The 14,409-nt window shown below is 64.5% G+C and carries 8 protein-coding genes; 7 read left to right on the top strand and 1 reads right to left on the bottom strand.

Features of this window, described 5'->3' with window-relative positions:
• The 4 genes from AC6CDK_RS17000 to AC6CDK_RS16985 form a co-directional block, all read left to right on the top strand.
• The coding region (locus AC6CDK_RS17000; protein WP_496639929.1) for a CxxxxCH/CxxCH domain c-type cytochrome at positions 1-987 on the top strand (987 nt) is incomplete at its 5' end.
• A gap of 44 nt (positions 988-1,031) precedes the next feature.
• Complete coding sequence (locus tag AC6CDK_RS16995) at positions 1,032-9,428, top strand: CxxxxCH/CxxCH domain c-type cytochrome (protein ID WP_192905818.1); 8,397 nt, start codon at positions 1,032-1,034, stop codon at positions 9,426-9,428.
• Between the two features lie 250 nt (positions 9,429-9,678).
• Entirely contained in the window at positions 9,679-10,719 is a 1,041-nt protein-coding gene (locus tag AC6CDK_RS16990; protein ID WP_192905817.1) for an ankyrin repeat domain-containing protein, read from the top strand.
• A 49-nt stretch (positions 10,720-10,768) separates the two neighbouring features.
• Positions 10,769-11,302 (top strand): hypothetical protein, encoded by a 534-nt coding sequence (locus AC6CDK_RS16985; RefSeq protein WP_039646552.1) that lies wholly within the window; start codon positions 10,769-10,771, stop codon positions 11,300-11,302.
• A 28-nt stretch (positions 11,303-11,330) separates the two neighbouring features.
• Here the strand turns inward: AC6CDK_RS16985 and AC6CDK_RS16980 are convergent, their stop codons facing one another.
• The gene (locus AC6CDK_RS16980) at positions 11,331-12,068 is read right to left on the bottom strand and encodes a tetratricopeptide repeat protein (RefSeq protein WP_039646550.1); all 738 of its coding nucleotides are present in this window, start codon (positions 12,066-12,068) and stop codon (positions 11,331-11,333) included.
• A 581-nt stretch (positions 12,069-12,649) separates the two neighbouring features.
• Between AC6CDK_RS16980 and AC6CDK_RS16975 the strand changes: the two genes are divergently transcribed.
• From AC6CDK_RS16975 to AC6CDK_RS16965, 3 genes are all read left to right on the top strand, one after another.
• A complete protein-coding gene (locus AC6CDK_RS16975; RefSeq protein ID WP_226048471.1) occupies positions 12,650-13,870 on the top strand; it encodes a LuxE/PaaK family acyltransferase in 1,221 nt (406 codons plus the stop codon).
• On the top strand, positions 13,836-14,027 hold the full coding sequence (locus tag AC6CDK_RS16970) for a hypothetical protein (protein WP_010943521.1): 192 nt from the start codon (positions 13,836-13,838) through the stop codon (positions 14,025-14,027). The genes AC6CDK_RS16975 and AC6CDK_RS16970 overlap by 35 nt, the downstream gene beginning before the upstream one ends.
• A gap of 91 nt (positions 14,028-14,118) precedes the next feature.
• Positions 14,119-14,409, top strand: a 291-nt coding sequence (locus AC6CDK_RS16965) for a cytochrome c biogenesis ResB family protein (protein ID WP_496639928.1), incomplete at its 3' end; no start/stop codon positions are given.

The raw sequence follows: 14,409 nt of genomic DNA, 5'->3' as shown, positions 1-14,409 counted from the left end.
CACGTGGGAGGGATGATCCCGACCTTCTATGCCTATACCGGCAACCACCCGGTGGGAGCGGCCTATCGCTACGGCTGCGCCAACTGCCATCCGATGGATCCGGTGCACCATATCGACGGCCACATCGACCTCTCCCTCAGCAAGAACGATGTGAATGCCGGCGGGCTGAAAACGAAAAACGGCGCGACCAACGGCAGCGGACTCAATTCAGCCGGCAGCGGCCTGACCGGCACCACCGGCGCGTCGGTCAGGTGCGCGTCGGTCTACTGCCACAGCAACGGCTACGCCGCAAACCTGGTCTACGCCGCCACGCCCGACTGGTACGGCGGCAGCTTTGCCGGCGACCGCTGCGCCGCCTGTCACGGCAACTCGCCCAACAGCACCATTGCCGGGTCCTCGTCCCACTACAACAACCGTTTCCTCGGCTACACCGGCGTGGCAGGCGGCCACCAGATCGGCATCCACGCCATGAACATCTACAGCAGCCCGGGCAAGCGCGCCACGGCCGGCACCACCGGCAGCAGCAGCCATGGCAATGCAGCCACCGCCACCACCATCAGCTGCAACATCTGCCACTACGAGACCGTCACCACCGCCCGCAACGACGACAACGCGGTCTGCAAGACCTGCCATTACGACGGCAACGCCGTCGGCGCCCTGTCGGGCAACCGGGCTGCGATCGCGGACCGGTCGAAGCACGTCAACGGCCTCGTGGATGTGGCGTTCAAACCCGTGGCCGTCATCTCCAAAGCCCAGATGCGGCCGGCAAGCTTCGCCATCGCCACCTACAGCAGCGTCTGGAAGCGCAACGGCGGCTACAAGGTCTCCGGTGCCAACGATTCAGCCAAGCAGGCGCTCGACACGGCCACCATGTGGGACGGCGGCACCAAGACCTGCTCCAACATCGCCTGCCACAACGGCCAGAGCGTGAAGTGGACCGACAACAACGGCATTACCGAGTGCGTCAGTTGCCATTCGGCCATGTAGCCATGCACTAGACTTTCCGCCATCTACGCCACACGAGGGATTTTATGGAAACAGCGCTCGTCAGGAAAATCAGGGGAATGGGGATACGGACTAAAATCGGCATTACCGTAATGCTGGTGCTGGCCTGTTTCCTGTACCAGGCCATGTTCCGGCCCCTGATCGGCGATACGGCCACCAATACCTATTACTTCGCCCTTGATTCTGCAGCCGTAAACCTGGGCGCCGACGGCTACACCACGACCAGGACCAGCCGCGACGGCAAAATTTCCATGAAACCGGGTGTCTATACCACCTCCCGGTACGTTACCGCCTCCGTCAGCACCGCCGAGCAGAACATGATCAGGGCCTACGGGCCGGTCTATGCCACCAAGCAGACCCTCACCGCCCCGTCGGTCACCATCGGGATGCGGGATCGCAACGGCACCACCAACAACATGTACTGGAAGGCGTACGTGTACGCCTACAACCCGAAGGGGACCGCCAATAACGGCGTGCTGCTCTGGACCTCGGACGAGAAAGAGGCCCACCCGGCGGTCCAGACGCCGCTGGAACTGACGTTTACCAACCCCCAGCCGAAGGATGTCGAGGCCGGCTACCGGCTCAAGGTGGTCGTCACCTGCCGGATGGCGAGCACCTCGTCGTCGGCGCGCTTCTACTGGGGCAACAGCACCAACTACTCCTATTTCACCGTGACCGAGGCCCCCTATGTGGCCAACTCGGTGACGGTCAACAACCTGTCCGACTACTACAGCGGCCAGCTCGCGTCGGTGACCCAGGGGGACGGCGCTATCCCCATGCTCAAGATGGACCTGTACTCCAACGTGAGCGGCGGAGCCACCTGGAGCGGCGGCAAGCTCGACAAGATCGGCACCAACACCAGCGTCTACGTGAACGAGGACGAGCCGGGCGACGTCACCTTCTCCATCTTCAAGGATGCCAACGGCGACGGGTTGTTCCAGAAGACCGACACCCAGGTCGGCGGGCCCTACACCTTTACCCAGCTCACCGGCCAGGCCTATGAGCTGGCAACCCCGCAGACCATTACCACGACGCCGCAGCGCTATTTCATCGTCTATAGTATCGCCCGGAACTCCACCTACGGCACCACCGTGGGAGCCCGGGTGGCCAACAGCTCCTACTTCGCGGTCACCGGCGCGGCCGGCGGCGTGGTGAACGTTACGAGCACCTCCTCCTCAACCCCCACCATCCAGTACGGCGGCACCGCGGTCACGAAGATCTATGCCGCGGACTGGGACGAGGGCACGACCCTGGCGGGGATTTCCGAAACGGGCGGCCCCTCCGTCACCGACACCGCCTGCATCACCAGCAATACCACCGGGTCAGGCTTCCCCCTCGTGGGCCTGCTCAATTACCCGAGCCACACCTGCGCCAGCGTTGCCGGGCGGGGATACTCCGCCACCACCGCCCAGCCCGATTTCATCAGGCTCTACTTCGCCGGGGCCGGATATCATTCGGTCATGAAAACCATCAAGGGCGGATCCTTTGTCTACCGGGTCTATACCCCCTTCGGCGGCGGCACGGTGACGCTGCGGCTCTTCTACGTGACCAGCGACGGGGTCAGGGTCAACGCCCCCATAACCTCCCGCTACACCACCGGCAGCTCGATCAGCCAGACCATCACCACCTCCCTGGCCGGACAGGATTTCAGCAATGTGCCGGCCGGCGCCCGGCTCGGCATCCAGATCGGCGTCACCGCCGGCATGCGCATCGGTCTCGGCAGCTCGGTCAATGCCCAGCTTATGGTGCAGGAGACTGCGGCCGAGAACGAAAACGTGGACGTGGGCAACGGCTCGGCCATTCCCAATGCCACTGTCTATGCCTCGGACGTCAACAAGGTCATCGACAGCTTCACCCTGACCGCGGCCAAGGCCAAGACGGTCACGGCCGTCACCATCAAGGGGAACGCCACGTTCACCGGCACCAATGTCAAAGAGGTGAAGCTGTACGCCGATGCCGGCACCATCGGCACCCTTGACGGCAGCGACACCCTGCTCGGCTCCACCACCACGATTTCCGGCAACACCGCCACCATCTCCGGGCTCAACCTGGCGGTCAGCACCGCGGTCAGGCGCTACCTGGTGGTGGTGAACATCGGCGATGCCCCCAACACCAACGTGATCCTCACCGCCGTTGTCGACGACCTGACGGTAGCCTCCACCGGGGGGATCGGGGTGGACAACGACAGTACGTCGGCCACGCTGACCATTCTGCCCACGACCACCCTGAGCGATTTCATCGTCGCCGAGCCCCCCAACGCGATCATTCCCTGGAACGCCGGGCCCACCAAAGTGGATGCCTTCGGACTCAGGACCAACGGCGGCGTCAACGACACGATCCGCAACGTCACGGTCACCCTGTCGACCACCAGCGGGCTGCCGGCCGGCAAGGTCATCTCCGACTACGTGGGACGGGTGGATATCGTCACGGCCGCGGGCACGTCCCTGGGGCACCTGACCGCCCCCACCATGACCGACAACTGGCAGGTCCCCACCAGCGGCCTGGCCGCCACCCAGGTCCCCACCGACTACTACGTGGCCATCACCCCCAAGGGGAACCAGGGGATCACCTTCACGGTCAAGGGCCGGGTAACGTCGGTGACCCATTCCAGGACGACGAACGCCCTGCTGGTGAATGATGCCGGCAGCGCCACCATCCTGATGGACGAAGAGCCTCCCAACGAGTCGTCACTCACGGCCGTCACCGGTACCTACCACAACGACACCGACCGGGCCGAAGTCAACCTGAACTGGCTCGGCACCACCGATGCCGGCGGCCAGCCGGTCACCTACAAGCTGGTGCGCGGCCTGGGCAACGCGCCGGCCCCGCGTACCTGCACGGTGGATAACGCCAAGACCTTCCTGGCCTACCAGGGACCCGCCACCTCCGTGGCCGACAAGGGACTGGACGAAGGGGTCAACTACGGTTATCGCCTCTGTGCCATCGACTCGGTCAACAATATCAACGCCGGCGTCACCGCCAGCGCAACGGCGGCCATCAAGAACCGGTGCAACGAGCTGCCGGAGTTGATCGTCAACCCCACGGCGTCCTATGTCAAGGCGGGCACCACCGTCAAGCTGACCATCGGCATCAAGAACAAGGATACCGGGGTCTGCGGACCCACCACCTTCAGCCTCGTCACCCAAGGCACGAACATCGACGACAGCAACTTCACCGTTGCCGCCTTCGAGGCCAACGACTTTGCCATTCCGACCAACAACGGCTCGAAATACACGCACCTGGACATCACGGCCAAGCCGGGAGCCATCGAGGGGGCGGTCAAGACCTTCCACGTGAAGGTGGTCAAGAGTAGCGGCGGGGAAACCATGTGCCCCGATCCCATCGAGGTCGTGGTCAACAAGTATGGCACCATGATGCACAGCAGCCTGCAGCTCGGTACCCAGAAGTACGGCAAGTGGGGTGTCAACTTTACCTGCAGTACGTGTCATTCTCCCGACGCGACCAATATCAAGCAGGTCAGGAATGTGATAACCACGCCCACCGGACCCCGTCCGGTCCTCTTCGACACGATCTCCACGGCCATCAATGCGAATGTCGCGGGCGTGTTCGGCAATGACAGGAGGAGCGGCACCGCATCCACCAACGTGTGCGAGGTCTGCCATCACCGGGCCCGGTTCCACCAGTACAGCGCCGCCAAGGTTGCCTGGAAGGACCATAACAACAACGGCGACTGCCTGAAGTGCCACCCCCACAGCATCGGCTTCAAGACGAAAGCCACCGGCCAGTCCTGCGACGACTGCCACGGCAATCCGCCCACCAGCTACGAGATGCTGGTGGTGCCGCCGACCGAGGTCCTGTTCCCCTTTGCCAGCAATGCCGGCTCCCATGGGAAGCACAATGCGCGGCAGGTGACATGTACGGCCTGTCACAGCAACGCCAACCACCTGGTCACGGCGACCCCCGACATGCAGTTGAACCTGGGGTTCAGCGTCACCAACGGGACCTTCCCCGGCTTTGTGGGGAGCGTCACCACGGGCACGATACGCACCCTCGCGCCGGGCAACGACTACTCCTGGTCCGGCGCCGCGGGCACCACCATCCAGCAGGCCCCCAATACCATCATGACCTGCAACGTCTATTGCCACGGCTGGGAGGGTAACGGCGGCTACAACACCGAACCGGCCTGGACCGGCATCACCCAGGTGGGGTGCGGCTCGTGCCATGCCGCCACGGCAGATGTCCCGCCGCCGTCGGGGAGCCATGCCAAGCATGCCGGCAACGAGCCCGGCTACGGCAACGGCATCGCCTGCGCCAAGTGCCACGGCTTCCGCAACTATTCCACCAGCGCGTCCCACATCAACGGCAACGTGGAATGGGACCTCGCCGCCAACAGCACTACTGCCAGGTACGCCGGAGTCGCGGCAGGCTCCACCGGCGCCAAGGCCCCCACCGCCCCGGGCAGCTACGGCACCTGCTCCAACCTGTACTGCCACAGTGACGTCCAGTCCAACAACGGCACCGGCGGTCCCACCAGCTTTGCAACGCCGGTCTGGGGCGGCTCCACCAACTGCAACAGTTGCCACCAGGCCGCTCCCAACACCACCGGCGGCCATCCCCAGCACGCCGGAGAAGAGGTGACCGGCTTCGACTGCCGCATCTGTCACGCCAACGGCGGGAGCACCAACTCCCTCAACCATGGCAACAGCAAGATCAACTTCATGTTCACGGGCCTCGGGGAGAATACCCACTATTCCTACAGTTCCGCCAAGGCGCCCGGTTCCGCCCCCTACGGCACCTGCTACAACGGCAACTGCCACGGCGCCCGCCGGACCCTCGCCTGGGAGCCGCCGAACCACGCCGTTCCGCTCTGCGAGAAGTGCCACACCACCAGCCCGTCCGCCGCAGGGTTCTACAGCACCTCCGGACCCGGCAGCACCACGTCCAAGACCGATCCCTATGTGGGAGCGCATTTCCAGCACATCACCTCCATGCCCTTCAGGTATTCGGCCAGGATCGACTGCTCCGGCTGCCACCTGAAGCCCACGGGCCCCTACACCCCGGGCCACATCGATTCGGCCCTGCCGGCCGAGGTCATCTTCGGCGCCATTGCCGGCAGCGGCGTGCAGAACGGCTATTCCAGCGCAGAGCACCAGCCGTCCTACAACTATGCGAGCAGGGAGTGCAGCAACGTCTGGTGCCACGGCGGCGGCATGGCCTCCAACGTGGGGGCCGGTCCCTACGGCTCTGCCGTCACAGACGGCGGCTCCCTCGGCTCGCCGGCGCCCGCCGTCTGGAATTCTCCCTATCTCACCGGCGTGGGCACCAACGACTGCGTCAAGTGCCATGCTTTCCCGCCGGCAGCGCCGCTTCCCGGCTACACCCACTGGGACGACAACAACAACAGGCCGTTCGTCGCCAACCAGTGCATCCTCTGCCACAAGCACGTGGACAACACGGGATACGCCTTCAAGGACCCGAAACTGCACGTCAACGGCGTTGTGGACAGTTGCAATACCTGTCACGGCCGTCCGCCCGTCAACGAGGCCGGCATGACCATTCCGGCCGTGGGAGCCCTCACCCCCGGCATGGTGGGCGCGCACCAGGCCCACGCCCTCAACCCGAGCATCGGCAAGGATTGCAACGTCTGCCACTACCAGTACTCGCAGGAGATGCCGAGCTACGACATGGAGATGGGCTTCAACGCCTATGGCGGCAGGGTCACCAGCGGCACGTTCTACGGCTATTCGACCCTGTCCGACAACTACTCGCCGAGAATCGTCTACAAATCCACCAATGCGGGAACGGTGGTCCGCCGGACGACCAACGCGGATACCCTCAACACCTGTGCGAACCTCTACTGCCACGGCGGCGGAACGTCCACCCGGGCGGCGCTGCAGGGGGGGAGCAACACCAGGCCCAACTGGGAAGGCGGCTCGTCCCAGGCCGCGTGCGGCACCTGCCACGGCGTGACCGCCGACACCTATCACGCCACCGGCTCCCACGACGCCCACGTGAGCACCGCCTTTGGCAAGCCGCGTCTCGGCTGCTCCAACTGCCACGGCGTCAAGGAGAACAACTACCACGTGGACGGCAAGGTGGAATGGGCGTTCTACAGCACGGCCCAACGCCTGAACCAGAAGGTCGCCAACCCGCAGTACACCCCGGCCGCCGGCAACGGCATTGCCGGTGCCAGCGGCACGACCAACGGCCTGGCGCCGAGCAGCGCCTTCGGCACCTGCGCCGTCTACTGCCACAGCGACGGCAGGGGCAACTATGCCAGCCCGCTGCCGGTCTGGGGCGGCGCGCCCATGAACTGCGGCAGTTGTCACAAGAACCAGACCTCGGCCTTCACCGACAGCCACCAGAAGCATTCCGCCAGCTCAGCCAACGGCGGCTACGGCATCGACTGCTTCATCTGCCACCTGGGTTCCGGTTCCGGCAATCCCAAGCACGTGAACGGCGACATCGACGTGGTCTTCAACTCCACGGTGGTGGGCGTGACGGCCACCTACGACAGCGGTGCCAAGAAGTGCTTCAGCATCCTCTGCCACGACACCACGGCGGCGGCCGGACCCACCTGGGGCGTCCCGAGCACCGGCACCTATGACGGCGGCACCTACAAGCCCACCTGCATCGGCTGCCACAGCGGCGAGGTGGGCACCCGTGCCGCGGTCATCCCGCAGTTCGGCGGGGAATCGCACCATGTTCAGGGCGTGCAGATCAGCAACACCGTCTGCTACCAGTGCCACTGGGAGGCCAACGCAAACGGCACCGCCAATATCGCCTATCACACCAGGGCAGCCGGCCAGCCGGTCAACCTGGTCATCCGGACCACCACCTCAAGACCGGTAGCCTACACCGAAGGGACCACCGGCACCGCCTATACCTCCAACGGCACCCGGACGGAGCTTGCCAAGCTCAACAGCAACTGCCTCGGCTGCCACAATGCCACCAACGCGGCCAGCCAGCCCTTCGGCGACGGCATGACGCCGACGCAGTACGCATGGGACGGCAAGAGCATTGCCGAGCGGTACAGCGTTGCCACTACCACCACCTGGGCCAAGGTCACCGGCAGCAGCACGGTGGCCAAGAGCCTTACCAAGGCCTATTCGGCCCATGGCCGCGCAGACCTGAACCAACGGGGCTGGACCGTCGGGAACAGCACCACCGGCGAGGTCTATGCCAATACCAGCGGCACGGTCAACGTGCTCTGCTATGACTGCCACAACTCCCACGGCACCAGCGCCACCGGCATCATGAGCAGCTACTCCAGCGCCACCGGCCGCAACATGGGCGGTATCCTCAAGGCAACCAGCAACGGCATCGGCGGCTACACCGCCGACTACACGCCGTATGCGGGGGGCGATGCCGTCGAGCCCAACAAGAACGCCTACAACCCGGGTGCGGCCCTCTGCTTCGACTGCCACAATACCGCCAGCGCCGGCGCAACCGCTCCCTGGGGGTACGGCCCGACGGCCAGCGGCGGGACCTTCGGCTCCACCCAGGCCATCTACGGCTACCACGATACGCCGTACTTCGGCAGCGGCACCTTCGCCAACACCCAGACCTATGCCTACAAGGCATTGAACCCTGACAACAAGGGGGGGCACTTCGGCGCATCCTCCAGCCTGACCACCACCGCCGCCAAGCCCATCAACGGCCTCTGCACGCCGTGCCACGACCCCCACGGCGTGAGCCCGTCCCTGGGAGCCAACCAGGCCTATGCCGTACCGCTCCTCAAGGGGACCTGGGTCACCTCGCCGTACAAGCAGGATGCGGCGCCGGCCAGCAAAACCGAAGCCCGCGGCGGCGGCAAAAAGAGAAGTGCCATGAACGTCGGCAGCACGCCGGGCTACCGGATCGACCAGAACAGCATGGGCGTGGCGTCCGGCGCCCCGCGGGCCAACTGGACCTTCCCGGGCACGCCCACCACGCTGCAGCCGAGGACCGAGGCGGAATTCGCCGGCCTCTGCATCGGCTGCCACGCCAAGGCCGACCTCAACAACACGGCGGCGCCGGCCACCTCGAACTGGAAGACCATGCAGCGGGTCCACAACACGGTCAAGGGATGGGCGACCGCCAGCGGGGGCAATGCCAACAACAAGGTCCACGCCTTTACCTGCTCCAAGTGCCATACGCCGCACAACGCCAGGCTGCCGCGCCTGCTGGTGACCAACTGCCTCGACGTGAAGCACCGCGGCCGGGCCGCCTCCGGCGGCAGCATGACCGGCCCCGCATCCCAGAGCGGATCCAGGGGGGCGGGTGTGGGACGCTTCCCGCAGGGGGGCGGCGGCGATGGTAGTTCGCCCCTGTCTACCGCGGGCATTTGGTTCTTCGGAAAAGCCACTCAATCTACCAGCATAACCACAAACAGCCAGACCCTCTGCCACCAGAGCGCCACCGCCGGCGGCTCGACCTACTCGCAGGACGGGCAGTTGTGGAATACGAAGTCACCGTGGTAGGAACGCTACACACCGGATAGTGCACCAGCGGGTGCGGAAAGGACGTGATCAGATGAAAAAGCGCAGCTATGTCAAACCGCGGATCGTCGGCTCCGCCAACGTGCATCCCTGTTAGTCAACAGCCGGCCCGAGCACGGAGAGGTGAGGCTGCAGGGCGCCCCACCTCTCTTCGTTTGAGTGCCACGGGGGCGGCGGGCCAGGAGAGGGCGCTGCGGCTGCGGCCCCACGGGGCGCGATTCAGGAGAAGGGAATGATAACGAGACTAGTGCTGGCCGCCGCCGCTGCCGCGGTGGCGCTGGGCCACCCCGCGGATGTCCGTGCCTATGAATACGAGCAGGAAGCGACCACGAAGCTCATGACGGACATGATCGTCGATCTGGGGGGGCACGACGCGGTACGCAGAAACAGCGGCAAGACCGTGCGTTGCGGCGACGGCGGGACCAGAAGGGTTTCGATCGTCAGGCGGGGCGCGACCACCACCTATCGCGGCGACTACCGCAACTGCCGCGAACGGGGCTTAACCCGCGACGGTCTCTATGAAATCGTCTTCACGGGGGACGAGATCGTCAGCAGCACGTCGAAACGTTCCGTCAACGGCGAGCTCTTTGACGCGGCCATGGAGGGAAACGCGGCCGGGGTGCGGAAGCTGATCCGGGCCAGGGCGGATGTGAACTACACCGAAAGCGTCGACAGAACCGAGGGCGGCACCATTGACGGGGTCTCTCCCCTGATGGTGGCGACCATGGCGGGGAGCCTGGATACGGTGAAGCTGCTGGTTGCCAATGGTGCCTGGGTGAACTATCTGAACAGTATGGCCGTCAATGCGCTCTGGATCGCGGCCCACAACGGACAGCCGGAGATCGTCAGGTACCTGGCAGGCCGTGGGGCCTACCTCAACAACAGCAATTTCGAGGATGTCACGCCGCTGATGGCGGCCGCCATGAACGGCCACCTGGCGGTGGTGAAATTCCTGGTGGGAGCAAAGGCCGACATCAATGCGGTGCACAGGGACGGGGATACCGCGCTCATGTTTGCCCTGGCTCAAAACCGGACTGATATCGCACGGTTCCTGATCGATGCCGGGGCGGACGTTGCTGTCCGGAACAGGCACGGCGTCACCGCCCTGCTGATTGCCGTTGCCGAGGAAAACGAAGAAATCGTCAGAGCGTTGCTGGAGCGCAAGGCGGATGTCTCTGCCCGGACCGCTGACGGAAAGTCGGCCCTGGACGTGGCCCGGGCCAGGGGGATGGACGGAATCGCGAAGCTGCTGGAGGCGGCCGGCAGTTACTGACAGCGTGTTCCCGCTGACGGAAACGGAGACGCCGAGGGAGGTGCTGGAGATGAAGATTCCGTTCACACTGGTTTGTCTGCTGGCTGTCGGCCTGTGGGGGCCTGCGACGCGCGCCTCTGCCGCCGGAGCGGGAGTGGTGAATTTCGTCAAACCGGTCGTGCCGCCATCTGCCCGGGATGCCACCGATGACGGCAAGGGCAACCCGCTCTGCGGGGATGGGCTGGTGTTGCAGAAAAACGGGCGCTGCTGCCCCGAGGGGACCGCCAATGACCTCTGGCCCGGGGTGTGCACCACCGTCGGGACCATCGAGGACCAGCTCTTTAACCAGGACGATATCACCTACTACTGCCCCAGTGCCGACATGTACATTGTCAGCGACAGGAACAGGAACTGGTTTTCCTGCGCGGACAGCGGGTCGGTGCCTCTGTATGCGGCGGCACGGCAGTCCGCGTTCTGCCGTGACCACGGGTATGGCTATCTGTTGAAGATCAGGCCCTGGGGGGTGGCCGGCTGCGTCCGGGTCGGCGACAGCCTGGGTGACGGCTGCATTGAAGCCGGCACCTGCTCCTTCAGCGGCCCGTAGCCGGCGGCAGAAACCCGTTCAGTCCCATTTACTGGCTCAGGCTCGCCAGGTCCATTTGGGCTTTGGTGTGCCCGCCTTCCGCGGCCTTGCGCAGCCATTTCACGGCTTCCGCCCGATCCTGCCTGACGCCTTCACCCTTGAGGAAAAGGAGCGCAATGGTGTACTGGGCCCTGCTGTGCCCCTGCTCCGCTGCCCGGAGATACCACTTCGCCGCCTCGGAGATGTCCTTTTTCAGCTCCCTGCCCGTCTCGTACATGGTCGCTATTTCGTACTGGGCCCTGATGTTTCCCATCTTGGCCGCCTGCTGCAGCCATTTGACCCCCAGCGCCACGTCCTGTTTGACCCCCTTTCCGGTGTAATACATGTCGCCCACCTTGAACTGGGCGATCGCCATTCCCTGCTCGGCAGCCTTCAGATACCAGTTCAGGGCGGTGACCGGGTTCTCTTCGACGCCGCGCCCGTTGTCGTACATTTCTCCGATCCGGTGCTGTGCCTGGTCCAGGCCGAGATCTGCCGCCTTGTGGTACCACTTCAGGGCCTCCTGCTTGTTTTCGGGGACCCCGAACCCGTTGTCGTAGAGGGTTCCGATCCGGTAACTGGCCTGGGCGCCCCCGTCCTCCCTGTATTCCCGCAACGCCGTCTCATAGTCGCCGTTCCGGAATGCCTGCTGCCCGGCGGCAAAATCCGCCCATGACAGCGACGGAAGGGCAAGAGCCAGGGACAGGCCGGTAACCAGGGCGATCTTTCTTGTGGTGCGATTCAGCATGCTTTCCTCCGGTGATGTCTGTCTGTATCCGCGCCAGAGTGGGTTTGCCCGCGTTGCCGCGGAGCTCCGGGGCGGCACGGGCCCCTATTTCGCCTTGCCGGAGAACGATTCGTCCGGATTCGCACATCATTGCCAGAAATGTACCAATCGTGGGCAGGTTGAAGGTGCCGCGGCCGCCGCAACGAAAACGGGCGGCCTGCCGCGGGCTCGGGGCCGGGGACGGAGTGCGGGCAAGGCTCTGCATTGGGTCTGGTATATTCTTTGCTTTTAATTGGTTTTTTTGCATAATGGGCCTCATTTGCGGTGAAAAAGCGGTGACTTTGTGGCTCGCATCGGCTGTAATCCGGTTATTCGGGTCGATTTTCCGCACGTTCGATCACCTGAGGCTATTCGCCGGTCTGTACGCGAAATCACGTGGCAGTATCAGCGGCGGAGCTGCCTGTCCCGGCCGTTGGCCCGCCGGCAGCGCTGCGATGGAAGATAAAACTGTTGGGAAATTTTTACTAACGATTTATGATGCGCGCTCCGCCCTTGCTGACGCAGGTCGACTTGTCAGGCGTGCCGCGGAAGGAGATCATTTGTTGAAAGACTACTCGCTCGAATCCGACTTTGTCCGGGAACTGGACCGGGACATCCTCTCCTACGTGGAAAAGGGGCTGGAAAACCGTGACGAGGACGGATTTAACGACCTGGCGCTGCGCTGCTTCGAGCTCCAGTTCAATACGGTGGAGCCCTACCGCCGCTTCTGTCTCGACAAAGGGAGGTCGCCCGGAAAGGTGGAGCGGTGGGAGGATATCCCGGCGGTCCCGTCCATGGCCTTCAAGAAGTTCGTCATGACCTCGTTTCCGGCGGAGCGGGCGGAGCAGCGCTACTTCACCAGCGGCACCACCGACCCCCTGAACAAGGGGAAGATACTGCGGGACCCGGCGGGGGTGACCCTCATCAATGCGGCCAACGGCCTCCTCACCAGGGAGTACGTGTTCCCCGACGTGGACCGGATGCGCATGTTCCTCATGGTTCCCTCCCCCGACATCGCGCCGGGCATGGGGATGGCGGTGGGGCTGGATGTGGTGCGGCGGATGTTCGGCTCCCCCGACAGCCGCTACCTCATCGACCGCCGGGGCCTGGACCTGACCTTTCTCCTGTCCGCGCTCATGGAGGCGGAACGGACCGGGGAGCCGATCGTCATCATCGGGTCGACCGCCGGTTTCGTCTATTTCATGAATGCCTGTGAGCGGGACGGGGTCCGGTTCCGGCTTCCCCCGGGCAGCCGCCTCTGCGACGGCGGCGGCTATCTGGCCCAGTTCGGGGAGTGCTCCCGGGAAGAGTTCTATCTCAAGTCAGCGGAGATCCTCCAGGTGGACGAGCACCACTGCGTGAACGTTCTCGGCATGGGCGAGGTGAGCACCAACTTTTTCGATAATGTCCTGAAGGATCACTTGGCCGGACGTCCCCTTGCCAGGGCCAAGGTCGTTCCACCCTGGACCCGGACCCGGGTGGTGGACGTGGAGACGCTCGAACCGGTGCCCGACGGCGATCCGGGGCTGCTGCGCCACTACGACCTGGTCAACCGGGGGATGGTGGTGGCCGTCCAGACCGACAACGTGGGATTCATGACCCCCGGCGGCTTCGAGATCATCGGCCGCTGGAAGAAAACCTCCTGGGAGCTGGAAACCGAGGCCATCAAGCAGGCCCACGGCCCCCGCTTCATGACCCCCATTATCGAGTTCCTGTTGAAACGAAGTCTCAAAAAGGTGGGTAAGCTCCATGATAAGATTACTCGAACGAATGCGGGCCGCTGACGGGTCCGGGGAACGGATCTCCGACAGGATGCTCGGTACCGGCGAGGCCATGTGCACCTGTGCCGCCCTGGTGGCCGACATGATCATCGATGCCGGTCAGGAGGGGGCATCGGTCGCGGCCCTGCTGGAGAAGGCGAAGCGGGAGGGCGCGGGGTAGGAGCTCCTGGCGGAGGGTGCCGTGCCTCCGCGCCGGACTCTTCCGTGCATGGTCCCTTGGCGGCCCGTGCCGCCCGATGCAGGTTGAGGATATGATCAAACGTTTCTTTCTTGCCCGCTCAACGGTTCTGACCCTGATCATCCTGGTGCTGGGAGCGGTGGTTGTCGGCTATCTCTTCCCCCAGCGGTTCCTGCTCTCTCCGGCGGGCATGGACCGGTGGGCGCTTGACCACCCCTTTCTCGCAACCCTTTCGCGCACGCTGGCACTGGACCACGTGTACACGTCGCCCTGGTTTGCGGTCCTCCTGGCGCTGTTCATGGTTTCGCTGCTCTTCTCCACCTGGGAGCAGTTCACGCGCGCGCTCAGGCTGACCCGGGAAGGG

The organism is Geobacter sp. PheSNFMC, from assembly GCF_059620965.1.
Note: the sequence above shows the minus strand (reverse complement) of the source record. Positions and strands in the feature narration are given on the sequence as shown.

Excerpts from the sequence above, each read along its gene's own strand:
- AC6CDK_RS16995 (WP_192905818.1), top strand. The coding sequence starts at position 1,032 with ATGGAAACAGCGCTCGTCAGGAAAATCAGGGGAATGGGGATACGGACT.
- AC6CDK_RS16990 (WP_192905817.1), top strand. The coding sequence starts at position 9,679 with ATGATAACGAGACTAGTGCTGGCCGCCGCCGCTGCCGCGGTGGCGCTG.
- AC6CDK_RS16985 (WP_039646552.1), top strand. The coding sequence starts at position 10,769 with ATGAAGATTCCGTTCACACTGGTTTGTCTGCTGGCTGTCGGCCTGTGG.
- AC6CDK_RS16980 (WP_039646550.1), bottom strand. The coding sequence starts at position 12,068 with ATGCTGAATCGCACCACAAGAAAGATCGCCCTGGTTACCGGCCTGTCC.
- AC6CDK_RS16970 (WP_010943521.1), top strand. The coding sequence starts at position 13,836 with ATGATAAGATTACTCGAACGAATGCGGGCCGCTGACGGGTCCGGGGAA.